This window comes from Marinomonas sp. S3726 (genome assembly GCF_000967665.1).
Lineage (GTDB): Bacteria > Pseudomonadota > Gammaproteobacteria > Pseudomonadales > Marinomonadaceae > Marinomonas.
Genome location: NZ_JXYC01000024.1, coordinates 118,015 through 143,670 on the forward strand (window position 1 = coordinate 118,015; position 25,656 = coordinate 143,670).

Genomic DNA, 25,656 nt, shown 5'->3' on the forward strand with positions numbered 1-25,656 from the left:
GATATTTTGAGTTCCTCTTATCAAAAATTGTGTCGGCAGTTGGGTTACTTTTTTGCTGACCTAGGGTTACTAGAGCTGGCGCTTACTCACCGTAGTTTTGGTGGTAAAAATAATGAAAGGCTAGAGTTTCTAGGTGACTCCATTTTGAACTATGTCATTGCCGAAGACTTATTTCATCGTTTTCCTAAAGCAAAAGAAGGTGAGCTGAGTCGCTTACGTGCTTCTTTAGTTAAAGGTGAAACTCTGGCTGAAATTGCCCGTGAATTTAAATTGGGTGATTACCTTAAACTAGGTGCCGGTGAATTAAAAAGTGGTGGCTTTCGTCGTGATTCTATTTTAGAAGATGCGGTTGAAGGTATTATCGGTGCTATATTTTTAGATGCAGGTATGGACTCTTGCAGCGAGCGTATTTTGAGCTGGTATGAGTCACGTTTGAATGCCACTTCTTTAAAAGTTGTTACTAAGGATGCGAAAACCCGTTTGCAAGAATATTTACAAGCACGCAAGCATGCTTTACCTCAGTACGAAGTGATTGAGGTTTTGGGTGAGCCCCATGATCAAACCTTTTATGTACATTGTGTAATAGAGTTATTTGCTGATCCGATTGAAGGTAAAGGAAACAGTCGTCGAATTGCAGAGCAAAAAGCAGCAACACAAGCCTTAGCTATGTTGGAGCAAGAAAATGCCTAAAGACGATTTACCAGAAAATCAGGATAATATTGAGAATCCTGCTATTGAAGATGATGGTGGTATTGATCTAGATAACTTTGACTTTAGCCAAATGGCTGCTGGAGAGTCCACAGAGGACTATGACGAGCCAGAGTTAGATATCACTCACTGTGGTTATGTGGCGATTGTGGGTCGACCTAATGTGGGTAAATCGACCTTGTTGAACCATGTATTAGGTCAAAAACTGAGTATTACATCACGTAAGCCTCAGACTACCCGCCAGCAAATTTTGGGTGTAAAAAGCCAGGGGCATGTGCAAACTATTTATGTCGATACGCCTGGTATGCATTTAGGTGAAGCTAAAGCGATTAACCGTTTCATGAATAAAACGGCGTCGTCTGCATTAGCTGATGTTGATGCTATTTTATTTGTGATTGATGCTGAGCGTTGGACTCAAGAAGACCAGTCTGTATTAGAGAAGGTTAAGCTTGCTCGTTGCCCTGTTGTATTGGTTGTAAATAAGGTTGATAAGCTAGAAGAAAAAGATAACTTGCTACCTACTTTGGCTAAGTTATCTGAGTTGATGAACTTTGCTCAAATTGTTCCTATCTCTGCTCTTAGGGGTAAAAACCTAGATAGATTAGAGCGATTAGTAGAAGGTATGATGCCAGAAGGCGGACAATTCTATCCTGAAGATCAGATTACTGACCGTAGTTCTCGCTTTTTAGCCTCTGAGATTGTGCGTGAGAAAATTACCCGTCAATTAGGGCAGGAAGTGCCTTATGAAGTGGCTGTTCAGATTGAAGAGTTTAGCTATGAAGGTGAAACCTTACATATTAGTGCTTTGATCTTAGTTGAGCGTAACGGACAAAAGCGCATTATTATTGGTGACAAGGGTGAAAAAATTAAGCTAATTGGTAAGGAAGCTCGTGTTGATATGGAGAGCATGTTCCAAGCTAAAGTGATGCTTAATTTGTGGATTAAAGTCAGAGCAGGTTGGTCTGATGATGAGCGTGCGCTAGCAAGTCTTGGTTATCAGGACCAATAATTAGGTCTTGTTATGCAAGATAACAAAGATGCGCTAATTTCGGCTTATGTAATACATACTAGGCCTTTTCAGGATAATAAAATCCTGTTGGATTTGTTAACACTTGAATCAGGTTTGGTAAGGGCAGTTTTTCGACTGCCAAAAAAAGAGGCTCGGGTTATTCCCGGGCCTTTTTTGCGTTATCAGGTCTTGCTAAAAGGTCGAACTGAGCTAAAGACGGTATATGTGCTTGAGTCTTCAGAGCCTGCCTCAAATTTAGAGGGGCTTCGTCTTTTTGCTGGCATGTATGTGCATGAGATCTTGCTCAAGCTTTTACCTGCAAATTTACCTTTATCTGTCTTTTTTGAGCTCTACCAGTGGCTGATTCTTAGTTTACATTCTAATGCACCCGTAGCACCCTTGTTGCGACGTTTTGAACACGCTTTGTTTGAAGAGATAGGAAGCAGTATTAACTTGGCTATGACGGCAACGGGGAATGTATTAGACCCAAATGCAATGTATCGCTTTGATGTAAGGTTTGGTTTGCGACCTTATTATGGTGATAAACCAAAACAGCTACCTGATTTATTTATTAGTGGGCAGATGGCATTAGATTACTCAGAAGGTTTATGGGGTAAAGCGGATGTTGTTAGGTTAGCCAAAACCTTACATAGAATTTGGTTAGATCATTTGCTAGAAGGAAAAGAAGTGGTGGCTAGGCGTTTGTTACCTGACTATCAGTTTCATGGTGAGCGTCATTATACAGTGCCTGTTTTTCGCTCCGATAAAACTCAGTAGTTTTTTAGTTAGTGATAGAAATAGTATTGGAATAAATAGTTTATGATTCTTGGAATTGGTACCGATATCGTTGAAATAGGTAGAATCCGTGATTCTGTCACGCGAATTGGTGAGCGCTTTTTAAAGCGTTTACTTACTCAGAGTGAAATGGATAAATACCATAGTATTAATAATGAAGAGGTTGCCGCGGCTTATGTCGCAAAACGTTTTGCTGCTAAAGAAGCGGTTGCAAAAGCCTTAGGTACTGGTATTGGTAGAGGCCTAAGTTTTCAGCATATTGAAGTCAGTAATGATGAGATGGGAAAGCCAATTGTTAATGTAAAGCCTCACGGTAATCAGATGATGGATCAACCGGTTAAATGGCATTTAAGTATTAGTGATGAAAAAGACTATGCTCAAGCCTTTGTTATTCTTGAGGCCATTTGATGAGGTTTCTTACCTCAAGTACTTGATCAATCGCGTGAATAAAGTCGAGTAATACTTCTTCCACTTCCTCTAAACCTAGCTCTTTTAAATGGCTTTCTAAGAAACCAGCATGCTTGGTTAAGCTAGGGGTGCCACAGTATTTAGATGCACCGTGTAGTCTATGTACGACTTGGATTAATTTCTTTAGTTCTTCTTGTTTAAAGTGATGGTTGATTAGCTTCTTCTCGGACTCAAGCGAGTCAGCCAGCATGTTAAACATATCTCTAGCAATAGGGACTTGATCGTTCACAATAGAAAGTGATTTCTCCAAGTCGAAAATACCTTCTAAGCTTCTATCCGATTCTATTTCAGAGGGTTGGCTGAAGCACCATTCTTGAATAACTTCTATCAGCTTGCTTTCGTTTACAGGCTTAGTGAGATAGGCATTCATGCCTGAATTTAAGATTTCTTGTTTCTCTGAATTGAGCGCGTGTGCAGTTAGGGCAATGATAGGTGTTAGGGTTGTATTCTTATGTTCACGCAGACGTTTAGTGGTTTCCATGCCATCCATTTCAGGCATTTGAATATCCATAAGAATAAGGTCGAAATTTTCCCTCGCGCATAAATCGAGTGCTGCTTGACCTGAGTGAGCTAGGCTGACTTCGATATTGTTTGGAGTGAGCCAGTGGCTAACAAGTTGCAGGTTGATTTGGTTGTCATCAACAGCCAATACTTTAAGACCATTAAATGGAATTATATTTGGTGTGCTGTTAATCGTTTCCTCTAGAGGTTGCTGGTCAAGTGATGTAAGACTCTTATAAAGTTGTTTATGGCTAATGGGTTTGAGTAACACATCGCAAGCAAGTCTTTGTAGCTCTGGGTGTTGGTTGATTTTTCCCGGTAACTGAGTCATTAAAATGCAAGGTATTTTACAGCTTTCACTCGCATAAACAGCCAACTCATAGCTTTGAGCTATATCTTTATCTTCACCGCTCACACTTAACAACACTGCATCGATTTCTTCCTCATCTTGACGTGAATTTAAACGACGAATCAGGTGTTCTAGAGTGGTACAGAAAATAGGGTTAATCTGAATGCTAGTTAGGTAGCTTTCTAAGTAATGACGGTAGCCCTTGGAAGGCTCAAAGATAAGTATGTTCTTATGGATGGCTTCTTGTGGCTGGTCTTCACGATTTGAGTTTTGCAGGTTAATGCGGAAACGGAAGTTAGAACCAACACCAGATTCACTATTTACTTCTATTTCACCACCCATCTGTTCTACTAGTTTTTTAGTGATGACTAAACCTAAGCCTGTACCACCAAATTGTCTTGTGGTTGATGTGTTTACCTGAGAGAAGGCTTTAAAGAGACTGTTTAGCTTGTTTTCGGGAATACCTATGCCACTGTCTATCACTTGAACTAAAAGGGTGGGTTGGCCGTTTCTTTGTTGCTCAAGGGTTACCTTAGTGCGGACAAAACCATTGTGAGTAAACTTGATGGCATTACCAATTAAGTTGGTTAGAATTTGACGAATTCGAATGGCGTCGCCTATCAGCCATTCGGGAACCTCTTTTGCGACTTCTGGAATCAAATCTACCGATTTTTTATGTGTTAAGAGGTTGGCACTGAGTATTTGGTAGACATCATCAATGAGTTCACGAATATTCACTTCTGAGTGCTCAAGGCTCAGCTTCCCAGCTTCAATTTTAGAGAAGTCGAGAATGTCGCCAATGATGGCAAGTAGGCTGTTAGTCGATTGTTCTATGGTATTAATATAGAGGCGCTGCTGATTATCGAGTTTGTCTTTCTGTAATAGCTGGGTATAGCCTAATATTGCGTTAAGCGGGGTTCTTACCTCGTGGCTCATGTTAGCCAAAAACTGTGTTTTTAAACGGTTTGACTCGCTCGTTTCCCGGTTAGCAATATGTAACTGCGCACTTTTCTCTTCCATGCTATCCATATTGCGGCGCATGTCTTCTGTTGCTTGTTCTATGCTTTTTAGCATTTCTTCTTGGCTGTTTTCTAGACGCTCATTAATTTCTGCAAGACCCTTGGTTGTCGCTAAATAGTCTCTCGGCAGTTTGAGTTGTTTGATGGCGTTGAACTGGCCTTGGCTGATTTTTTCAACCACACGATTAAGATTGTTGACTGGGTTGGCTATCTTATTGGCGATTTTTATAGCGATTAATGCAAAAAGAGTGGTGAAGGCAATGAGAGTTATCGCCATAAAGCTGAATAATCGGTACTTTTTAAGAGTGAAATCCGCCGTATTGGATTCAAGGACTAGCCAGCCAGTGAGCGTTTTGTCATTACTTTCAATTGGTCCCAAACCTTCACTTTCTAATGAGGTTTTAAGGCTTAACAAGGGGGTGATAGAAAGTGCGGAATATTGAGAAAACTTCTGTTCTGCTTGGTTGGTAAAAAGCGCCTCAGGGTCGGTAAATGTACTCTTATTACCTATTTCATTAACGAGTTTTTTTTGCGCGTTATAGACTCTAGCAGAGATAATATTAGGACTTAAAATACTGGCTTTAAGTTGTTTCTGTAAGAAATTATTATCTATGTGAGGAGCCGCATTTTCGTAGGCAATGGCAAATTGCTGTGCGATAAATTCGATTTGGCTTTGGTTTTGTTGTTGGTAATCTACTTTTCTTTCATAGATGAAAATCAGTGAAATAACCAAACTTAGGAAGGAAACTGGCAAAAAAATCGCAAAAAAAGTTTTAACTCTTAAAGAAAAATTTGAATTCATTGCCAGTCATATACCTTATAAACCTGCTAGGTTTAACAAATGGTTAGTAGCAGGCGAAATTTCCGTTTCTCTTACGACGATCACATTCGCGTGTGTAGTTTTCACATGCCATTACCTTGGTACGTGATGGATTACTGATTGTTTTACACTCACGCCATTTAGTACGTAATTCATCATCAGGGATGTCTGCAGCAGGGCCGCCAAACATGTCACAACCCGCTAGGGTTAGGGTTGAAATGAGTAGTCCAAACTTGAGCTTCTCGCGCATGTGATGCTTCTCCGGTTTTATTTCGCGCTAACGATATAACGCTTTTGTCTTGCAATAGTGTAAATAAGTGATTTATAAAATCATAGAATTAAAGTAAGTTTCACGTTCTACGTAATTAATGTCAATGAAGTTTTTATGAATAACTATCCAACTATCGAGTCTTTAATAGGTCAAACCCCTTTGGTCAAGCTTCAAAGGATAAATCCTAATAGTACGAATCAGGTCCTACTTAAGCTAGAAGGTCAAAATCCAGCGGGTTCTGTAAAAGATAGGCCTGCTCTCAATATGATAGCTCAAGCCGAGCTAAGGGGAGATATTAAGCCTGGCGATAGTTTGATAGAAGCGACCAGTGGTAATACTGGTATTGCTTTGGCTATGGTTGCGGCAATCAAGGGTTATCAGATGCATCTCGTAATGCCTGATAATATGAGCGAAGAGCGCAAGTCTGCTATGTCTGCTTATGGGGCTGTACTTCACCTTGTTACTAAAGAAGAAGGTATGGAAGGGGCTAGGGATCTTGCCATCTCTATGCAAGAGAAAGGGCAAGGTAAACTATTAAACCAATTTGCTAACCCTGATAACCCTGATGCTCATGTAAGTTCAACAGGACCTGAAATTTGGCAGCAGACTCAAGGTGAGATTACCCACTTTGTCAGCGCGATGGGCACTACAGGCACTATTATGGGAGTTTCTAAATACCTTAAGTCTCAAAGTGATGCTGTTGAAATTATTGGTTTACAACCACAAGAAGGTTCCAGTATTCCTGGGATCAGACGATGGCCTAAGGAGTACTTACCAAGTATTTTTGACGAAACTCGTGTGGATAGAATTATTGATGTTGCGCAAATTGACGCAGAAAATGTGATGCGTGATCTGGCAACTAAAGAAGGTGTCTTCTGCGGTGTTTCTTCTGGTGGTGCTGTTTCTGCCGCTCTTAAGTTGTCTGAGCAAGTAAATAACGCAACGATAGTGGTCATCATCTGTGATCGTGGTGATCGTTACTTATCTACAGGTGTGTTTAATCCGGTATAAGATTTAGGCGCCTAGGTTATGAGACATTAATTATTTTGGGGTGGAGAGCAAGTTAAATTGTTTTTCTACCCTAAAATATAACAAATGGTTTCATCACTTTGGCTTACTGCCTTGAAACCTCTGATATTTTATAAATTCTTCTCTTTATCTCCACTAAGTTAGCTAGCTGATAGCTTGGCTTTTGGGTAAAATTGCCGCCGTTGTTAATAAATACAAATGAGCCCAATTTTTGAAGCATCGTACTCGTCAACAAAGAAGACCTAGCGCTTCCCCCGCTAAACTGGGACCTGAACTCGTTTTTCACATAGATCGTCTTACTCATGATGCTAGAGGTATTGCTAAGTCTGACGGTAAGGTTACCTTCATTGCAGGTGCACTACCTGGAGAAGAAGTCAGCGCTCGAGTTTTTAAATCTAATCGTCGTTATGACGAAGCCAAATTGACTCGAATTCAGCAAGCATCAGAAGACAGGGTAATGCCTACATGCCTGTACTTTGATCAGTGTGGTGGCTGCAGCTTTATGCATTTGTCTTACCCTCAGCAAGTTGTGGCAAAACAAGTATGGTTAACTGGGCAGCTTCGTAAGCTTAATTTTACGGGTGAAATGGAGCAGTTGACTGATGCTCCTCTCGCTTATCGCCGTCGTGCCAGACTGGCGGTTAAAACCAATAAAGATGGTAGCGTTAATATGGGGTTTAGGGGTAAAGCCTCTGCCGATATAGTTAACCTTGATACCTGTGTTGTGATGACTGAAAAGTTGCAGGCGATTATGCCTAGCTTAAGGCAGATTCTTGCACAAAGTGAAAAGCCGAGTGCTATTGGTCATATTGAGCTACTTGAAGATGACTTAGGCTGTTCTGTTTTATTACGATTAACTGCTGACTTAAGCGTAAATGATCTGGCTTTGTGGACTGAAAGAGCAGGCTCTTATGGATGGGACTTGTATTTGCAAGCGCCGTCCCTAGATAAAGTTAAGTGTGATGAAGAATCATTACGCCAATATACCTTGGAAGGTTTATCTATTCATTACCACCCACAAGACTTCATTCAGGTGAATAAACCTATGAATGATAAGATGGTGGCCCAAGCTTTGCAGTGGTTAGATCTTAATGATCAAGATAAAGTTTTGGACTTATTTTGCGGGGCAGGAAACTTCTCCTTGCCAATGGCTAAAATTGCAGCAAAGGTTGTTGGGGTGGAAGTTCAGCCGCAAATGGTGCTAAATGGCGAGCGCAATGCGAGTTTGAATGGGCTAGAGAATGTGACCTTTATTGGTGCAGACTTGACTCAAAAAGTGACTCACAGTGAATTGAAAAAAGGCTTTACAAAGGCTTTGTTAGATCCGCCAAGAGCGGGTGCATTTGAGTTTTTACCAAGTTTACTCAAACTCAAAATAGACACTATTTTATACGTGTCTTGTGACGCGGCAACGTTGGCACGGGATGCAGAATTTCTTGTAGAGCATGGTTATAAAGTGAAGCGTGTGAGTATGATGGAAATGTTTCCTCAGACGGCTCATGTTGAAACCATGATGTTGTTACAAAAGAAGCACTAAGCAAAAGGTGAACACATGGTAACAGTGCGTAAGGATCATCCAACCCAAGCCGATGGGTCTGTGGATATTGATCTGTGGATGGCGCAGTTAGGCGACAATATTGATGTTTCAGCACGTGTCCCATTACGGATGGCATGTGAATTATCACGTCAAGCGGAAGTTGCAATGGGTAAAGACTCCTATTGGGGGCCTCAAGCAAGTACTTTTAAAGCGGGTTTAGAAATGGTCGAAATCCTTTCCGGTTTTCGAGCAGATCAAGACTCTTTACTTGCAGCAGCCATGTATCGAGCTGTACGTGAAGATCAGTTGGCCATAGAAAAAGTGGCTGACATGTTTGGTCGTAAAGTTGCCTCTATTATTGAAGGGGTAATTCGCATGGGAGAGGTATCAAAAAACCTTTCCGCAGATACAAAGGCTGAAGTGCTAGGTAATAGTGATAATCAGCTTGAATCTTTACGAAAAATGCTGGTGTCTATCATTGATGATGTGCGTGTTGTGTTGGTGAAGCTAGCAGAAAGAGCATGTGCAATTAAGGAAGCAAAACATCAAGATGGTGCAAGGCGTGAGGCTGTGGCTTTGGAAGTGCAAAGTGTTTATGCCCCTTTAGCACACAGACTAGGCATAGGTTATATCAAATGGGAGTTGGAAGACTTATCTTTCCGTTACCTATATCCAACCGAGTATAAGCGCGTTGCAACCTGGCTAGATGAAAAGCGTATTGCTCGTCAAGAATATATAGATGAAGTGATCTCCACTTTAGATGTGGAATTACAAAAAATTAATATCCATGCGGATTTAATGGGACGAGCAAAGCACATCTATAGTATTTGGCGCAAAATGAAGCGTAAAAATATTGGTTTTGATGAAGTTTATGATGTTCGTGCCGTGCGTATTTTGGTTGATAAAACCATGGATTGTTATGGTGTATTAGGCACAGTTCACACTCTCTGGAAGCCGATTCCCCATGAGTTTGATGATTATATCAGTAACCCAAAATCTAACGGTTACCAGTCATTGCATACGGCGGTTATTGGGCCGAATGGGCGTGCTGTCGAGATTCAAATTCGTACTCATAAAATGCATGAAGATGCTGAACTTGGTGTGTGCGCCCACTGGAAATATAAAGGTACAGATTTAAGTTCGAATAGTAGCTCGTACGAAGAAAAGCTTTCTTGGTTAAGAACCATCTTAGATTTTCATGAGGTTCAAGGGGATCTTGAATCTCTGTCTGAGCAAGTTCGAAGTGATATCGAACAAGATAGGATTTATCTCTTTACACCAGATGGCCATGTGGTGGATTTACCGACAAACTCTACCGCGGTAGATTTTGCTTATCGTGTACACACGGAAATAGGCCACCGTTGCCGAGGTGCCAAGGTAAATGGCCGTATTATTTCTTTGGTCACACCACTTAAAACCGGTGACAAAGTCGAGATATTAACCACGAAAGAAGGTGGTCCGAGCCGTGATTGGCTACACAATAGTTTAGGGTATGTGAAAACAAACCGAGCTAGAGCAAATATCCAAAACTGGTTTAAAAAACAGGATAAAGATAAAAATATTCAAGCTGGTCGTCAGATCATAGAACAAAACTTTAAGCGTCTTGGGATAGATGAAGCCAATATCGATTTACAACTCATAGCTGAAAAGTGCAAGTACGCTAGCAAAGAAGAGTTTTATGTTGGTATAGGCGCAGGTGATATCCAGATAGCGCGTATTCTTCGTCGTATTGAAGATGTTTATGGTTTGGATGGTGATAAAGAGCACCCACCACGTTTGCGTAAAAGTCAGCATGATGCGGATCAAAGTGATGTTCATATTCGTGGTGTAGGTAAGCTGCTCACTAGTATGGCGAAATGCTGTACGCCGATTCCGGGTGATGAGATTTTAGGCTTTATTACGCAAGGTAGAGGTGTATCCGTTCATCGCCAAGATTGTATTAACATGGTGCAGTTACAAGTTGATGAGCCGGAGCGTGTGGTTGAAGTGAGCTGGGGCGAAGAGTCTGGTAACCTCTATCCTGTCAACATTCAGATCGAAGCTTATGATAGAACTGGCCTGCTTAGGGACATTACTAACCTTCTCGCTAATGAAAAGGTGAATCTTCTATCCATGAATACGATCTCAACGAAAGAAAGTAATACCGCCTTGATTCGTTTTACGATTGAAGTAGGTGAGCTAGATATATTAAGTAAGTTATTGCATCGTATTAATCAGCTACCTAATGTTTTGAACGTTTATCGTGAGCGAGAGAAGTGAGTCATACACTAGATGATTTATTAACCTTAATGGCAAACCTTAGGGCTCCTGAAAAGGGTTGCCCTTGGGACTTAAAGCAAACCCATGACAGCCTTGTCCCTTATTTAACAGAAGAGGCCTATGAGGTTGTTGATGCGATAGAGTCAAAAGACTTGGCTCATTTAAAAGAAGAGTTGGGTGATTTGTTATTTCAGGTTGTTTTCCATGCTCAGATAGCAAATGAGAAAGAAGCCTTTAACTTTGATGATGTTGTCGCTGGCATTACCAGTAAAATGTTACGTCGACATCCTCATGTCTTTCCTGATGGCCAACTTTCAAGTTTTGGCACTCAAAGTAGTTTAACGGATGCTGAAATTGCTGAACAATGGCAAGTGATCAAACAGCAAGAAAAAGCGTTAAAACCGCAGGATACGAAAACGGGTCTGCTTGACTCTATCCCCGCAAAGATGCCTCCTATGCAAAGGGCAGTAAAACTGCAAAAAAAAGCAGCTAAAGTTGGTTTTGATTGGCCAGATGTTAAGCCTGTTTTTGCAAAAATTCGAGAAGAACTGGATGAGCTAGAAGAAGCCATTGAAGAGCGCGATAATGGTCATATTCAAGAAGAGCTTGGGGACTTGTTGTTTGTCATGGCAAACCTTGCTAGACATGTTAAACAAGATCCAGAACAAGCTGTTAGCTTAACAAACCAGAAATTTTGTCGTCGATTTGCTAGAATTGAAAGCTTGCTGCAAGAACAAGGCAAAAAATTAGATGATTGTGGCTTAGCTGAGCTCGATAAATACTGGGATCAGGCCAAATCAGAAGGCTTATAAAAGCCAATAAATTGATCGAAAAACAGCATTGATCAAGATGAATATTTTGTTGCAGATACATTCAATTCAAGCAAATTTTTAATGCTATGTACGCAACATAGATGGATGGGAGATTATTAAGTGAGTGATCGACAGGCTTCGTTACGCGAAAATGTGAGACTTTTAGGTGATTGTCTTGGGGAAACCATGATTAATCATTTAGGGGAAGACTTACTTAATCAAGTTGAAGATATTCGCAGACTATCTAAAGAAGGTCGACAGGCAGGCGATTCAGCCCCTTTGATTGCAGCGCTTGAGGCGTTGAACGATGATGAGATAGTACCTGTTGCTCGTGCTTTTAACCAATTCCTTAATCTATCAAATATTGCTGAGCAATATCATAGGGTGCATAGACGTCGCACAAATGAGAGCTTAGGTGTATACCAAAACCCAGTTGGTGACTTGCTTGCTAGACTGCATGATAATGGTCACAGTCAGGAAAGTATTCTTTCAACCTTGAAAGAGCAGTCCATAGAGCTTGTTTTAACCGCACACCCAACAGAAGTAGTGCGTCGTTCCCTTATTCAAAAATATGACAACATTTCCTCTGAACTTGAAGCGCTTGATAAAGATAATATTCTTCCGCTTGAAGAAGATATTCATGTACGTCGCTTAAGTGAGATTATTACGCAGGCTTGGCATACGGATGAAATCCGTGATCAAAGACCGACGCCAGTTGATGAAGCTAAATGGGGCTTTGCTGTTATTGAGCAATCTTTGTGGCAAGCAATTCCACGCTTTTATCGTCAATTAGAGCAACAATTTAGCCGTCACTTAGATGGGGCTTTAATGCCTATGGATTTGGCGCCTGTTAAGTTTGCGACTTGGATGGGCGGTGATAGAGACGGTAATCCTAATGTGACAGCTAAGGTGACGAAAGAAGTGAGTTTACTGGCTCGCTGGATGGCGGCAGATCTTTATATAAAAGATTTAAATGTCCTGCGTTCTGAGTTCTCTATGTCTGAATGTAATCAGGCTTTAAGAGATAGAGTTGGCGAAAGCACTCAGCCTTATCGCGAAATTCTACGAAACCTTGAAAATAAAATGATCGCAACTCGCGACTGGGCTCAAGCTTGTATTAAAGGAGAACCTGCGAGTCGTGAAAATATTCTTTTAGATAGTAAACAATTACATGATGATCTGGTGCTTTGCCACCAATCTTTGATTGATTGTGGCATGAAGGTAATTGCTAATGGTCGCCTGCTAGACTTGATTCGTTGTGCAGCCACTTTTGGTTTGAGTCTAGTTAAACTGGATGTAAGACAAGATGCATCGCGTCATATTGATGCACTATCTGCGATTACTCGTTTTTATGGTGTTGGTGATTATGCTGAATGGGATGAAGCATCACGCCAAGCATTTTTGTTAACTGAATTAAATTCTAAGCGCCCATTGTTGCCCCGTGATTGGGTGACAACATCTGAAGTTAAAGAAATCTTAGATACTTTTGCCATGATAGCGGATGGTGATGCCAGTTCATTTGGCTCTTATGTGATCTCTATGGCTAGCGCGCCTTCTGATGTTTTGGCCGTTGCTCTTTTATTGCAAGAGAGTGGCGTTGTACAGAAAATGCGTATCGTGCCTTTATTTGAAACACTCGCAGACCTTGATAATGCCCAGCCAACGATTGAGCAACTTTTCTCTATGCCTTGGTATAAGGCTTATATTGATGGCCAGCAAGAAGTCATGATTGGTTACTCTGATTCTGCGAAAGATGCAGGACAAATTGCAGCAACTTGGGGGCAGTATCGAGCTCAAGAAGCGCTAACAGATTTGTGTCATAAGCATGGTGTACGCCTGACTTTGTTCCATGGTCGTGGTGGTACAGTCGGTCGTGGTGGTGGTCCTGCGCATGTTGCTATTTTGTCTCAACCTCCAGGTTCTGTGAATGGCTCTATTCGAGTGACAGAGCAAGGTGAGATGATTCGTTTTAAATTTGGTATTCCAGATATCGCGGTACGATCTTTAGAACTTTATTGCTCTGCTGTGTTGGAAGCGACATTGATGCCTGCAGAGGCACCAAAAGAAGAATGGCGCGCTGTTATGGATGAAATGGCTGAGATAGGCATGAATCAATACCGTAGCATAGTTCGAGGTCATGAAGACTTTGTGCCTTACTTTAGAGCTATTACACCAGAGCAGGAATTGGCAGAGTTGCCATTAGGTTCTCGACCTGCTCGTCGTAAAAGTGATGGTGGCGTCGAAAGTTTACGTGCCATTCCTTGGATTTTTGCTTGGATGCAAATACGCTTGATGTTGCCTGCTTGGTTGGGTGCTGAAAGTGCGTTGCAGCAAGCGGTTGATTCGGGACACTTAGAGAAATTAAGACAGATGCGAGAAGAGTGGCCTTTCTTCTCCGCTTATCTTGATATGTTAGATATGGTACTTGCTAAGGCAGAGCCTGAAATCGCTGAATATTATGAAAAACGTCTTGTGCCTGAAGAGCTAAAGCCATTAGGACGTTTATTGCGTAATAAGCTGCAAAAAGTAAGTTCACTGATTATTGAGCTAAAAGAACAAGAGCGTTTGATAGAAGATAATCAAACCATACGTCAGTCAATTGATGTTCGTAACCCTTACATAGATCCGTTACATTACCTGCAAGCAGAATTGCTCTACCGTAGTAGACAAACGTCTGATAACAAAAAAGTGAGTAAAGCGCTTATGATAACCATGGCGGGTATCGCAAGTGGCATGCAGAATACGGGTTAAATGAAGTCTTAGCCTTCAAGAGTGGAAACCTTGGACAGGTTTTTCACTCTCAGCAAGGTATAGTCAGGTAAAATTGCCAAAAAATTGTTTAAAAGCGATCAATTCAGATCCTAATAACGAATATTTGCCAGTTAATTTGCATATTCAATGCTTGCTTGGGTATCCTTGGCGACCGTTTTATTTTTTATGACTTGTAAATGGCTAGGTATCAATTTGAGCTAGGTGATGCTCTGCCTGTAAGACCGACAAAAGTCAGACCAGTTTTTATTTTTTAAAATTATATATAGGAGATTGTTATGCGAGTTATTCTATTGGGCGCTCCAGGCGCAGGTAAGGGTACGCAAGCGCAATTTATTACTGAAGCTTTTTCTATTCCTCAAATTTCTACTGGTGATATGCTGCGCGCAGCCATTAAAGAAGGTACAGAACTAGGTCTTAAAGCTAAGGCTGTTATCGATGCTGGGGCTTTGGTATCTGACGATATTATTATTGGCCTTGTAAAAGAGCGTCTAACTGCTGCTGATTGTAATAATGGCGCTTTGTTTGACGGTTTCCCACGTACAATTCCTCAGGCTGATGCATTAAAAGATGCTGGCGTTGATATCGATTATGTTGTTGAAATTGATGTTGCGGATGAAGAAATTATCCAGCGTCTAAGTGGTCGTCGTGTGCACCCAGGTTCTGGCCGTGTTTATCACACTGTTTACAATCCACCTAAAGTGGAAGGTAAAGATGATGAAACAGGTGAAGACTTGGTTCAACGTGCTGATGATACAGAAGAGACTGTGCGTAACCGCTTAGGTGTTTACCATGATCAAACAGCACCATTAGTTAACTACTACAATGATTGGGCTAAAACAGGGGCTGATAATGCGCCTGAATATGTGAAAGTAAATGGTGTGGGTGATCTGAATGAGATCAAACAAACTTTATTGGCGGCCCTAAAAGCGTAATACAAATGACTGCTATTTTAGCGTTAGATACTTCGACACCAGCATGCTCTGTGGCATTGCTGGTAGATGGTGTGCTGATGGATGATTTTCGTCTCGCACCACGTAAACATAATGAATTAATTCTTCCCATGGTCGATCAGATGCTAACTCAAGCGCAATTGAGTTTATCTGATCTTGATGCCATCGCATTTGCTAGAGGTCCAGGTTCATTTACTGGATTAAGAATCGCTGCTGGTGTGGTTCAAGGTTTAGCTTACGGCACTGATTTACCTGTTATTCCTGTTTCGACCTTAGCCGCATTGGCTTTGGATGGGTTTCAGCAAACAGGTGATAATCATTGGTTAGCTGCCTTGGATGCTCGTATGGGAGAAGTGTATCTTGGTGGCTATGAGTTTTCTGAGAGTGGTGGTTCGCTTGTTGTGAAAACCAGCTTTGAAGAAACTGTAATTAAACCTGATCTACTATCTGGTTTTGAGAAGGCTTATCAAGGTATTGGGTCTGGTTGGTGCTATCAAGAAACACTATCCAATTTATTGCCTAGTCAGGCTAAGCATATTTTAGAAGACGCCGCGCCAAAGGCATCTTGTATTGTTCGCTTGGCTGAAATAGCTTGGCAAAAAGGTGAGACGGTAGCAGCCCACGAAGCTGTTCCAACTTATCTTAGAGATGAAATATCATGGGAAAAGCAGCCGCTTAAAGTAGGGAAACGATAGTTTAATGTTTTGGTATCAAATACTCTTCTTAGCCCTTATTCAAGGGCTAACTGAATTTTTACCTATTTCGAGCTCTGCTCATCTTATCTTACCTGCACAGGTGCTTAATTGGCCTGATCAAGGTTTAGCCTTTGATGTCGCTGTTCATGTCGGCACCTTGATCGCTGTTGTGACTTATTTCTATCGCGATATTGTTCAAGTGGTAGGGGACTGGTTTTCATCTTTGATGGGAAAAGGCTCAACTGAACAAAGTAAGCTAGGTTGGTGTTTAATTGTAGGCACTATACCTGCTGGTTTAGCTGGATTAGTTTTTAATGACTTTATTGAAGCGAATCTCAGATCTGTTGAGGTGATAGCTTATGCCACTATAGGTTTTGGTATTTTACTTTGGTTAGCAGATAGGTTTGGTTCTAATGAAAAAAGTGAATACCAGCTAACCTGGCGCACTAGTTTGATGATAGGTATTGCTCAGGCGATTGCCTTGATTCCAGGTACATCACGTTCGGGTATTACTATGACTGCAGCAAGGGCGTTTGGCTTTAACCGCGAATCGTCTGCACGTTTCTCATTTTTACTTTCTATTCCTTTAATTGTGCTAGCTGGCGGTTATAAGTTGGTTCAGCTGTTAACAACGAATGTTTATGTAGAATGGGGCTCGCTTGTTTCTGGTGTAATCTTATCCGCATTAAGTGCTTACTTTTGTATTTACTTCTTTTTGAAGTGGCTAAATACTATTGGTTTTACACCCTTCTTAATATATCGTCTAATATTGGGAGGCGTACTACTTGCCTTGGTATATGCTGGATAGTCATTTTCTTATAATCTTGAGGTCGCGCTTGTTATGCAAATAAATACGCGTTTTCCAGTTGTTTCGGATGCAGGTCGCTCTAAAGTTAAGCCGACGTTACCTGCTGTTGCTGAACCTGTTAGCGCCCCTCAGTTTTCATTACCTGCAAGCCCAGTGTCTAGCTTTGAGCATGCCCAGCAGAGTCAGGGTGCCAAATTTAGTCGTGTTGAAGGTTTAGATAGAGCTGTACAGGAAGCGATAGCAAGCTATCAGGCTACACAATCTATGGCTGCAGACAATCCGAAAAACTACCTTATTGGCGTTGATACTTTCGCTTAATCTTTTATTTATATTGTAACTCTTCATGACTCAATCTCTTGCTGTAAGTGCGCTAGAGCCTTTTTACAATGAGGCTGCTAAAACCTTAGCTAAATCTCTTGAACTTGATTTTTTCTCTGTTAAAACACCGCTTAAATTTGTTAATCAGTATGATTATCTTTTACTTGTTTCTGACCATGTTTCAATTGCAAGAACCGGTAAAGGGGCTCCTGCTCCTGTAAAAGTTGATTTTACGAGTGGTGCTGTTGCACACAGGCGTAAATTTGGTGGAGGTAAAGGGCAAGATATCGCTAAAGCTGTGGGTTTAAATAAGCGGGCAGATATTAGTGTATTTGATGCGACGGCAGGGCTTGGGCGAGATGCATTTGTGTTGGCTACACTTGGCTGTAAAGTGACCTTATTTGAACGTGTTCCTTTTGTTAGAGCTTTGCTTGAGTCAGGTTTGAATGCTGCCCGTTATCATGAAGAGGTTGCTGATATTATGGCACGTATGAGGCTTGCCCCTTCTACTTTAGCTGATTACGTAGGCGAGTCTGTAGATGTTGTCTATTTAGATCCTATGTATCCACATACGGAAAAATCTGCTGCAGCCAAAAAGGAAATGGCATTTTTTAGAGATCTTATTGGTCACGATGAGGATGCTGATGCGCTTTTGCCCTTAGCCTTGGAGAAGGCTAAGTACCGTGTTGTTGTTAAGCGTCCGAAAGGTGCTCCCTACCTAGATTTGAAAAAGCCAACCTATCAACTGGATGGGAAATCTGGGCGCTTTGATATCTATGTTTTAAAATCACTTGATTCAAGTGAAAATAATGCGTTTTAACTTTATTGAAGACTAGTAGTGTGGCGGTATTTCGTTCTCAGAGTTTATGCCTTGTTGGCTGCGGTATGACTCAAGCAGGCGCCCCAAAAGCTGTACTTTTTCTTGTAACATGAGTAGATCTTTTTGTTGCTGAGAAACCACCTGATTTAAGCTTTCTATCGTATCTTCCTGATACAGCACTTTGAATTCTAAGTCATTGATGCGCTCGTTGATTTCTGTAGTGTTCATTCGTACCATCTGTATGTTAATCTTATGACGTTAAGCTCTTGAGTTTGCCGTGTTGATAAAAGTTTTAACAATAAATTGTCGATTCTTTTAGGCAGCATTTCTATTTTTGTACCAAAAGCGAGTCCCGCTATTATAGGGGGTTATGCGTGGAATCTAAATGGCAATCATGGGTGCTTTGTATAGCAAGTTATATTTTTTTATTTTACCACCAATGCTGGCCTCGATAATGCCGGATAAAGTGGGTTTTTCATTTCACTGTTAAAAGAGAAATTTTATGAATGACAACCAAGATAATGAAGTAAGTAGCAGCACGACATCTGCCACTCCTTCTGTATTTTCATTACGTGCTTTTGTAGCAAGTATTATTATTGCTTTAGTTATGCCATTGCTAATGGCTGCCGTTTTACAGGAAGATCTAGGTACTAACTTCCTTGTGTATTTTGCTTTTGTTTTTGTTGCATCTTATCTAGGTGCTGTTTTGGGTGGCGAGTCTAAAGCCTCTACTAATTCTTCGTCAGAAGAAGAGGAAGAGGATGATGACCGTGAAGAAGGGACTGTTAAATGGTTTAACTCTTCAAAAGGTTTTGGTTTCTTAACTCGTAATAATGGTGAGGACGTTTTTGTTCATTACCGTGCTATCCGTGGCCGTGGTCGCCGCTTCCTAATTGAAGGCCAACAAGTTCGTTTTTATGTGACTGAAGGCGAAAAAGGTAAGCAAGCTGAGAACGTATCTATTTTACGTAACGGTTAATTCATTTTTAAAGGATAGTGTTATGGCAAGTGTTACTCTAAAGGGAAATCCATTTGAAACTGTTGGGCAATTGCCTGAAGTATCGTCAAAAGCGCCTGATTTTGAATTGGTTAAAACAGACTTGTCTGTTGTTACTTTAGCTGACTATCAAGGCCAGAAATTGGTGTTGAATATATTTCCTTCAATTGATACGCCAACTTGCGCAACGTCAGTGCGTAAATTTAATGAAGCGGCAGCGTCTTTAAAAGATGTGACAGTATTATGTGTTTCTGCTGATTTGCCTTTTGCTGCTGCTCGTTTTTGTGGTGCAGAAGGGATTGATAATGTTGATACAGGATCTAGCTTCCGCTCAAGCTTTGGTGATGATTACGGCGTCGATTTTAAGACAGGGCCTTTAGTGGGTCTGACTTCTCGTGCGCTTGTTGTTATCAATGAACAAGGTGAAGTAATCCATACTGAACAAGTTGCTGAGACAGCTGATGAGCCAAACTATGATGCAGCACTTGCTGTTTTATAGGCTCATCTGAAGCAAAAAAAAGCCAGCCCAATGAGCTGGCTTTTTTTTGCTTGAAATTTACTTGATCAGATCTCTATCGGTTCATCATTTGTTAGTGGTTGATCTCACTCTGTAGTTGTTCCAAAAAGCCTTGCATATATTCACTGCGTTTATCGGCTTCTTTTTTCGCGGATTGGCAGTGCATTGTATTTTTTATTTTTAAAAGCTTTTGATAAAAATGATCAAGAGTGAAGGTTTTATCATCGACTTCTCTTGTGTTGCAGAATGGATCATCTGGTGCATAAAGTGGGCGCTTTAATTGACTGCTAACTTGTAAGCATCTTGCTATGCCGATAGCGCCTAATGCATCGAGTCTATCTGCGTCCTGTACTATTTTTGCTTCTAGTGTGGTTGGTGTGATGTTAGCGCTATAGCTATGACAGCAAATGGCATGGTGTATCGCTTGATAATGTTCTGCTGGGTATTGAATGCTGGTTAGAAAGCTAATGGCTTTGTCTGCTGCAAGTTGTGATGCTTGAGCTCTTTGCGGATGATCTTTAGGTAGAGATAAACAATCGTGTAGCCATGCGGCAGGTAATACGACAGCTTCGATTGCACCTTCTTGCTGACAAAGTTTAGACGCATTTTTAACGACTCTTAAAACGTGTTGATAATCATGGGCTAAGTCAGTTTGCATTTCTGCTTGAATGAAAGCGGCAAAGGCGGGTTCAAATTGAGCAAGCAAGGTTATCTCCTTAGGTGTAGGCTATAAAAAAACGCCAAACGAAAACTCGCTTGACGTTTTTTTATAAAGATTTGCGTGTTAGGCAACTTGTACCGGAATGGTGTTAGTGCTGCGCTCAACGCTGTTATCTTCGTTTAAATAGACTAGTTTAGGTTCAAACTCATCTGCTTCTTTCTCGTCCATATCAGCATAAGCGGCAATAATGATTCTATCGCCAACTTGCACACGGCGAGCGGCAGCACCGTTCATCGAGATAGTGCCAGAGCCTGCTTCGGCTAAAATAACATAAGTATGGAAACGCTCACCATTGCTTACGTTATAGATATCAATTTTTTCAAACTCACGCAGACCTGCTAGTTTGACAAGGTCGCTATCGATAGCGCATGAACCGTCATACCAGAGTTCGGCTTGAGTAACGCAAGCCATGTGAAGTTTGCCTTTAAGCAGGGTAATTTGCATGTTTTTTCTCTCTATATTTCTTTACCGGACTAGTTGTGTAGCCGTTAGTTAAAAGCGGGGTCATGCCCTAGCTTTAATAAAAAATTAGCGCCAAATAAATGGGCCTTCTTCATATTGGTTTATATGCCACCATTGATCAGGATCTTGTTCTTCCACTTCGCTCCAACTGCCAATATTACATCTAATTTCGCAGTTTAGAGCTTGGTAAGCTGCTTTAGCGCATTCTACATCATCTTTCCAAGGTGTTTTATCTGAATTCAACCAAACCGAAGTGAAGCGTTTTCCAGCAGCTTCTTCGAGTATTTGAATTTCAAACTCAGCACCATTAATTGAAGCATTAAGACTTGTTAAGTTTTTATTTAAGGCTTTTTGGTCAATGATTTCAAAGTGAGTCTGCAACCACTCAATAATTTTGTCCTTGTTGCAAGAAAGCAGGTAAATTTCAATATCTGGCTGCATTGTGCTTAATGATCCTTGTTATTAATCATATGGTATAGGCGAAGTAAGCTCATCGATAGGTAGCCAAAAAGCGCCATGATTATGCCAATGCCCGCTATGATAACACCGAGTAGTGCTATCATCTCTTGTTGAAGTGAATTTGCTAGTACTCTATCGGAAATAATGAGTATTAAGGCTCCGAATAAAAACACTAATATACCTTGTAAAAGGCGTGCAAAAGCAAGTTTAGGGTTATTTCCTAAACGTAAGGCAAGTTGATGAACTTGCCTTCTAAACTTGAGGAAGGCTTTTCTTTGGCTCATGGCTGGCAAATTAAACTATAGGAAAAGATTTTCCAAGGTTTTTCGATAAATATTCGTCAACTGGTTTAAGCTCTCAGCCTCAACACATTCATTGATCTGATGTATAGTCGCATTGATAGGGCCAAGTTCAACCACCTGTGTTCCCATTTGTGCGATAAACCTACCGTCTGATGTGCCACCTGATGTAGAAAGTTCTGGTGTAATGTTCACGCTATCTTCAACAGATTTAACAATGGCATCGACTAGTTCTCCAGGGCGAGTAAGGAAAGGTAGGCCGTTATAGGTCCACTCAATGTCGTATTTGACACCGTGCTTTTCGAGAATCGCTAGAATACGAGTTTTTATCTTGTCAAAGTCTAACTCAGATGAAAAACGTAAATTGAATTGAGTGCTTAATGTGCCTGGTACCACATTGGTTGCGCCGGTTCCAGAATTGATATTGGAAACTTGGAAGCTGGTAGGTGGGAAGTAGTCATTACCTTCGTCCCAATGTGTTTCTGAAAGTTCTGCGATAACAGGTGCTGCGATATGTATTGGGTTTTGGGCTAGGTGTGGGTAAGCCACATGCCCTTGTTTACCATAAATGGTTAGGTTGCCACTAAATGAGCCACGACGACCATTTTTGATTATATCACCCAGTTGGTTTGTACTTGATGGCTCACCAACAATGCACCAGTCAACTTTCTCTTTGCGCTCGATAAGAGCATCCACTACACGTGTAGTTCCGTCTACAAATGGACCTTCTTCATCGCTTGTAATTAAAAAAGAAATTTGTCCTTGGTGATCTGGGTTGGCGTTAACAAACTCTTCGACAGCAACTACCATGGACGCTAGACTACCTTTCATGTCTGCTGCACCACGGCCATAGAGTTTTCCATCAATGATTTTTGGCTCAAAAGGAGGGTTGATCCATTCTGACTCAGGGCCTGTCGGTACAACATCAGTATGACCTGCAAAGCAAAGATTTGGGCTCGAGCTTCCTCGCTTAGCATAAAAGTTTTTCACTTCACCAAATGGCATTTTTTCTATTTCGAAGCCAAGTTTTTCTAAGCGTTGAATCATGACATCTTGGCAGCCTGCATCTTCTGGTGTTACAGAAGGGCGAGATATGAGGTCAAATGCAAGTTCTAAAGTGGAGGACAAGTTAGTCATAGTGGTCTTTTCTTTACCTTAGGTCGAAGTTTTTGTTACTTTTAAGTATGTTTGCTAGGATACAGCTCGAATTACGAGGCCTTTTTATGAAAAATCTATTAATTTTATCTAGCCTATTTTTATTGACCGCCTGTGGTGTGCAAACATATGAAACAGGTTATGCAAGAACAAGTAACCAATATGTACCATTAATTATGTCTGATGAAGCGGGTAATGGTACTGCGCCGGTTGTTAATGTTTGCGGGCAGGGTGCTTATACAGCTTACTTAAATAACGTTTATCGCTGCGCCTATGCACCAGTGATCCTTCCTTGAAGATAAACGGTTAATTAAATATTGTTTCGTATTCAGCAGCTTTAAAGCCTAAAGTTGCTTTATTGTTATGAATTAATAAAGGGCGTTTTATCATAGCGGGTTGAGCTAAAACTGCTTCTATAGCTTGAGCATCATTCATATTGTTTTTTGTGTCTTCATCTAATGCTCGCCATGTTGTTCCGCGTTTATTGATGATCTTTTCCCACCCAAATTCTGCTATCCATTGGCTGATAAATTCCTTTTCTAGCCCGTCTTTACGATAGTCATGAAAGTTAAATTCAATCTCATTTTGAGTTAACCAAGTCATGGCTTTTTTCATGGTGTCGCAATTTTTTATGCCGTAAATGCTTGTCATTGTCTGCCTTATTATTCAATAAAAGCGCGACCATATTTGATCGCGCTAGATAATGCTTAGTTGTTAGCGTGAAGCTCTTCGTTCAAGCTGACAGCAGATTTATTGGTACGACATTCAACCGCACCTGTTTCTGAGTTGCGAATGAATAGAAGGTCAGATTTGCCAGATAGTTCACGAGCTTTAACTGTAGCGACTACGTTACGGTTTTCATCACGAACGAGAACTTTCTGTCCAGCAGTGATGTATAGACCTGCTTCTACTGTGCAGCGATCGCCAAGACCGATACCGATACCCGCATTCGCACCAACTAGGCATTTTTCACCGACACCGATAATGATTTCGCCGCCGCCAGATAGTGTACCCATAGTGGAGCAACCAGCACCTAGGTCTGAACCTTCTCCAATGACAACGCCAGCAGAGATACGGCCTTCGATCATAGAGTTACCCAAGGTACCTGCATTAAAGTTACAGAAACCTTCATGCATTACGGTTGTGCCTTCACCAAGATGTGCACCAAGGCGAATACGAGCAGCATTACCAATACGAATGCCTGATGGCACAACAAAGTTAGCCATTTTAGGGAACTTATCAACACTAAATACTTCGATTGTACGGCCTTCCATGCGAGCGCTTAGTTGACGATCTGCTAGTTCTCTAACGTCGATAGGACCGTCGCTTGTCCAAGCTGTATTAATTAATAGACCGAACATACCTGTTAAGTTTGTGCTGTGGGGCTTAATTACACGATGAGAGATTAGTTGAAGCTTTAAGTAAACTTCAGCTGGGTTGCTTGGTGCTTCATCTTTGCTTAGTAGGCAAAGAATGACAGGTTGGGTTGATGCTTTTAGGCGTGATGCAAGTTCAGCTTGTTCAATGTTGCCAGCTTTCAGTAGACTCATGTGAAGGCGGTTAAGATCGCTTTCATCAAGTACAATAGTGTCATTGCCTTCTGTATAGCTAGTGCTTTCAAGGATCGCATCAATAACGGCTTTTTCAGGGTTGATGATAGGGTTTGAGTAAAAAACTTCTAACCACTCACCTTCTGTATTTTGTGTGCCTATGCCTAAACCTAATGCGAAAAATTGACTGCTCATTAATTAACTCCAACGCGATAAATATAAAGTTAGTTCAGGCTAAGTTGTTTTCAGCTTAACCTGTAAAAGTGAATGCCAGTATGGTATCAGTTTCAATTTAATTTGGCTTTGTTGAAATGATAAAAAATACAGGCGTTTATCGATAAAATATTTTACTTATTTTGTGTGCTTTAACATGAAGCGCTTGATGCGAGATGCCGCTTCAACACAATCCTGTGTAGTAGCAACAAGGGCCATGCGTACATGGTTCTTAGCAGGATTAATACCTTCCACTTCTCGAGCAAGGTAACGGCCGGGCAATACTAATACCGCTTCTTCTTGATAAAGTTTTTGGCAGAAAACTTCATCGTCCATATCGAGTTGTGGCCATAGATAAAAGCCAGCGTCAGGTTTGCTTACCTTCATGACAGGCGTCAGGATTTCTAGTACCTGTTCAAACTTCTCACGATAGAGATTGCGGTTTTCTAATACGTGCTCCTCGTCGTTCCAGGCGCTAATAGAGGCTATTTGGGTTTGCAGTGCCATCGCACAGCCATGATAGGTGCGATACAGTAAAAAACTAGCGAGAATGCCGGCATCTCCAGCAACAAAGCCAGAGCGTAATCCAGGTAGGTTTGAGCGCTTAGATAAAGAGTGGAAAACGAGGCAGTTTTTATACTCTGGATTATCCAATCTCTGGCAGGCTTCTAATAGGCCTGTTGGCTTTGTATTTTCATCGAAATAGATTTCTGAATAGCATTCATCAGCAATGATGGTGAAATCAAACTCAGCTGACTTTTTAAGGAGGAACTCATAGTCTTCTAGTGTTGTGACATAGCCATTAGGGTTGTTCGGAGAACAAGTAAATAAGATTTGAGTGTCTTGCCAAACCTCATCACTTATATCTGTGTAATCAATTTTATAATTTTGCTCTGGATTACCGGCTAAGAAGTGTAGTTTTGCGCCTGCTAAAATCGTCGCACCTTCATAGATTTGATAAAAGGGGTTTGGGCTAATCACTGTTGCATTAGGCTTGGTTGAGTCTACGAGAGTTTGAGTGATGGCAAACAGTGCTTCTCGTGTACCTGTTACGGGTAAAACTTGAGTATCAGGATCTAGTTGACTCAGTTGAAAGCGTTTACTTGCCCAGTTAGCAATGCTTTGTCTCAGTTCTGGGGTGCCTTTAGTGCCTGGATACTTACTAACCTTGTCTAAGTTTTGAGTTAGGGTGTCCAGTACAAATTGTGGTGCGGGATGTTGTGGTTCACCTATGGTTAGCTTGATTAGTTCAAGGTCTTTATTCGGTGTTATATCGGCTAAAAGCTTAGCGAGCTTTTCAAACGGGTACGGGTGTAATTCATTAATGGATGGATTCATTTCTT

The 25,656-nt window shown here is 41.1% G+C and carries 28 protein-coding genes; 17 read left to right on the forward strand and 11 right to left on the reverse strand.

Features of this window, described 5'->3' with window-relative positions:
* Positions 1–6: 6 nt before the first annotated feature.
* The 4 genes from rnc to acpS are packed head-to-tail and all read left to right on the forward strand — an operon-like array spanning position 7 to position 2,920.
* Positions 7–690: a ribonuclease III gene (rnc, locus tag TW85_RS18290; RefSeq protein ID WP_046018567.1), complete on the forward strand. Its 684-nt coding sequence runs from the start codon at positions 7–9 to the stop codon at positions 688–690.
* Entirely contained in the window at positions 683–1,717 is a 1,035-nt protein-coding gene (era, locus tag TW85_RS18295; protein ID WP_238326254.1) for a GTPase Era, read from the forward strand. The genes rnc and era overlap by 8 nt, the downstream gene beginning before the upstream one ends.
* Positions 1,718–1,729: 12 nt before the next feature.
* Complete coding sequence (locus TW85_RS18300) at positions 1,730–2,494, forward strand: recombination protein O N-terminal domain-containing protein (protein ID WP_046018568.1); 765 nt, start codon at positions 1,730–1,732, stop codon at positions 2,492–2,494.
* Between the two features lie 42 nt (positions 2,495–2,536).
* Positions 2,537–2,920: a holo-ACP synthase gene (acpS, locus tag TW85_RS18305; protein WP_046018569.1), complete on the forward strand. Its 384-nt coding sequence runs from the start codon at positions 2,537–2,539 to the stop codon at positions 2,918–2,920.
* Here the strand turns inward: acpS and TW85_RS18310 are convergent.
* Together TW85_RS18310 and TW85_RS18315 are read right to left on the reverse strand one after the other, a co-directional pair.
* A complete protein-coding gene (locus TW85_RS18310) occupies positions 2,901–5,651 on the reverse strand; it encodes a response regulator (protein ID WP_046018570.1) in 2,751 nt (916 codons plus the stop codon). The two genes, acpS and TW85_RS18310, sit on opposite strands and share 20 nt — an antisense overlap.
* 43 nt (positions 5,652–5,694) lie before the next feature.
* Positions 5,695–5,919 carry a hypothetical protein gene (locus TW85_RS18315; RefSeq protein ID WP_046018571.1) on the reverse strand — a complete coding sequence of 75 codons (225 nt, stop codon included), beginning with the start codon at positions 5,917–5,919 and terminating at the stop codon, positions 5,695–5,697.
* Between the two features lie 135 nt (positions 5,920–6,054).
* Between TW85_RS18315 and cysM the strand changes: the two genes are divergently transcribed.
* The 10 genes from cysM to TW85_RS18365 all read left to right on the forward strand — a co-directional run bounded on the left by cysM (position 6,055) and on the right by TW85_RS18365 (position 17,940).
* Complete coding sequence (gene cysM, locus TW85_RS18320; RefSeq protein WP_046018572.1) at positions 6,055–6,951, forward strand: cysteine synthase CysM; 897 nt, start codon at positions 6,055–6,057, stop codon at positions 6,949–6,951.
* A gap of 229 nt (positions 6,952–7,180) precedes the next feature.
* Complete coding sequence (gene rlmD, locus TW85_RS18325; protein ID WP_052702290.1) at positions 7,181–8,506, forward strand: 23S rRNA (uracil(1939)-C(5))-methyltransferase RlmD; 1,326 nt, start codon at positions 7,181–7,183, stop codon at positions 8,504–8,506.
* Between the two features lie 15 nt (positions 8,507–8,521).
* Positions 8,522–10,765, forward strand: coding sequence for a GTP diphosphokinase (relA, locus tag TW85_RS18330; protein ID WP_046018573.1), 2,244 nt, complete (start codon positions 8,522–8,524; stop codon positions 10,763–10,765).
* Positions 10,762–11,577 (forward strand): nucleoside triphosphate pyrophosphohydrolase, encoded by an 816-nt coding sequence (gene mazG / locus TW85_RS18335; protein WP_084616423.1) that lies wholly within the window; start codon positions 10,762–10,764, stop codon positions 11,575–11,577. Before relA ends, mazG begins: the two co-directional genes overlap by 4 nt.
* 120 nt (positions 11,578–11,697) lie before the next feature.
* On the forward strand, positions 11,698–14,328 hold the full coding sequence (ppc, locus tag TW85_RS18340) for a phosphoenolpyruvate carboxylase (protein ID WP_046018574.1): 2,631 nt from the start codon (positions 11,698–11,700) through the stop codon (positions 14,326–14,328).
* Between the two features lie 296 nt (positions 14,329–14,624).
* Positions 14,625–15,281, forward strand: coding sequence for an adenylate kinase (adk, locus tag TW85_RS18345; RefSeq protein WP_046018575.1), 657 nt, complete (start codon positions 14,625–14,627; stop codon positions 15,279–15,281).
* Between the two features lie 5 nt (positions 15,282–15,286).
* Positions 15,287–15,994 carry a tRNA (adenosine(37)-N6)-threonylcarbamoyltransferase complex dimerization subunit type 1 TsaB gene (gene tsaB / locus TW85_RS18350; RefSeq protein WP_046018576.1) on the forward strand — a complete coding sequence of 236 codons (708 nt, stop codon included), beginning with the start codon at positions 15,287–15,289 and terminating at the stop codon, positions 15,992–15,994.
* Between the two features lie 4 nt (positions 15,995–15,998).
* Positions 15,999–16,802 (forward strand): undecaprenyl-diphosphate phosphatase, encoded by an 804-nt coding sequence (locus TW85_RS18355; protein WP_046018577.1) that lies wholly within the window; start codon positions 15,999–16,001, stop codon positions 16,800–16,802.
* 33 nt (positions 16,803–16,835) lie between these two features.
* Positions 16,836–17,120 carry a hypothetical protein gene (locus TW85_RS18360; RefSeq protein ID WP_046018578.1) on the forward strand — a complete coding sequence of 95 codons (285 nt, stop codon included), beginning with the start codon at positions 16,836–16,838 and terminating at the stop codon, positions 17,118–17,120.
* Positions 17,121–17,145: 25 nt separating this feature from the next.
* Complete coding sequence (locus tag TW85_RS18365) at positions 17,146–17,940, forward strand: class I SAM-dependent methyltransferase (protein ID WP_046018579.1); 795 nt, start codon at positions 17,146–17,148, stop codon at positions 17,938–17,940.
* A 12-nt stretch (positions 17,941–17,952) separates the two neighbouring features.
* On the opposite strand, the gene TW85_RS18370 is transcribed toward TW85_RS18365, so the two are convergent.
* Positions 17,953–18,168 carry a SlyX family protein gene (locus TW85_RS18370; protein ID WP_046018580.1) on the reverse strand — a complete coding sequence of 72 codons (216 nt, stop codon included), beginning with the start codon at positions 18,166–18,168 and terminating at the stop codon, positions 17,953–17,955.
* Between the two features lie 274 nt (positions 18,169–18,442).
* On the opposite strand from TW85_RS18370, the gene TW85_RS26600 reads away from it, so the two are divergent.
* Both TW85_RS26600 and tpx read left to right on the forward strand, forming a co-directional pair.
* The gene (locus TW85_RS26600) at positions 18,443–18,919 is read left to right on the forward strand and encodes a cold shock domain-containing protein (protein ID WP_046018581.1); all 477 of its coding nucleotides are present in this window, start codon (positions 18,443–18,445) and stop codon (positions 18,917–18,919) included.
* A gap of 22 nt (positions 18,920–18,941) precedes the next feature.
* On the forward strand, positions 18,942–19,436 hold the full coding sequence (gene tpx, locus TW85_RS18380; protein WP_046018582.1) for a thiol peroxidase: 495 nt from the start codon (positions 18,942–18,944) through the stop codon (positions 19,434–19,436).
* Positions 19,437–19,527: 91 nt separating this feature from the next.
* Here the strand turns inward: tpx and TW85_RS18385 are convergent, their stop codons facing one another.
* The 5 genes from TW85_RS18385 to dapE form a co-directional block, all read right to left on the reverse strand.
* A complete protein-coding gene (locus TW85_RS18385; RefSeq protein ID WP_157196982.1) occupies positions 19,528–20,160 on the reverse strand; it encodes an HD domain-containing protein in 633 nt (210 codons plus the stop codon).
* Between the two features lie 78 nt (positions 20,161–20,238).
* Positions 20,239–20,619: an aspartate 1-decarboxylase gene (panD, locus tag TW85_RS18390; RefSeq protein ID WP_046018584.1), complete on the reverse strand. Its 381-nt coding sequence runs from the start codon at positions 20,617–20,619 to the stop codon at positions 20,239–20,241.
* Between the two features lie 84 nt (positions 20,620–20,703).
* Positions 20,704–21,078 carry a hypothetical protein gene (locus TW85_RS18395; RefSeq protein WP_046018585.1) on the reverse strand — a complete coding sequence of 125 codons (375 nt, stop codon included), beginning with the start codon at positions 21,076–21,078 and terminating at the stop codon, positions 20,704–20,706.
* A gap of 5 nt (positions 21,079–21,083) precedes the next feature.
* Positions 21,084–21,380 (reverse strand): hypothetical protein, encoded by a 297-nt coding sequence (locus tag TW85_RS18400; protein ID WP_046018586.1) that lies wholly within the window; start codon positions 21,378–21,380, stop codon positions 21,084–21,086.
* A 15-nt stretch (positions 21,381–21,395) separates the two neighbouring features.
* A complete protein-coding gene (gene dapE / locus TW85_RS18405) occupies positions 21,396–22,532 on the reverse strand; it encodes a succinyl-diaminopimelate desuccinylase (RefSeq protein ID WP_046018587.1) in 1,137 nt (378 codons plus the stop codon).
* 86 nt (positions 22,533–22,618) lie between these two features.
* On the opposite strand from dapE, the gene TW85_RS18410 reads away from it, so the two are divergent.
* Positions 22,619–22,846, forward strand: coding sequence for a hypothetical protein (locus TW85_RS18410; protein ID WP_046018588.1), 228 nt, complete (start codon positions 22,619–22,621; stop codon positions 22,844–22,846).
* Between the two features lie 10 nt (positions 22,847–22,856).
* Here TW85_RS18410 and TW85_RS18415 read toward each other — a convergent pair whose 3' ends face one another.
* From TW85_RS18415 to dapC, 3 genes are all read right to left on the reverse strand, one after another.
* Complete coding sequence (locus tag TW85_RS18415) at positions 22,857–23,201, reverse strand: ArsC family reductase (protein ID WP_046018589.1); 345 nt, start codon at positions 23,199–23,201, stop codon at positions 22,857–22,859.
* A gap of 56 nt (positions 23,202–23,257) precedes the next feature.
* The gene (gene dapD / locus TW85_RS18420) at positions 23,258–24,295 is read right to left on the reverse strand and encodes a 2,3,4,5-tetrahydropyridine-2,6-dicarboxylate N-succinyltransferase (RefSeq protein WP_046018590.1); all 1,038 of its coding nucleotides are present in this window, start codon (positions 24,293–24,295) and stop codon (positions 23,258–23,260) included.
* 156 nt (positions 24,296–24,451) lie between these two features.
* Entirely contained in the window at positions 24,452–25,651 is a 1,200-nt protein-coding gene (gene dapC, locus TW85_RS18425) for a succinyldiaminopimelate transaminase (RefSeq protein WP_046018591.1), read from the reverse strand.
* Between the last annotated feature and the right edge of the window lie 5 nt (positions 25,652–25,656).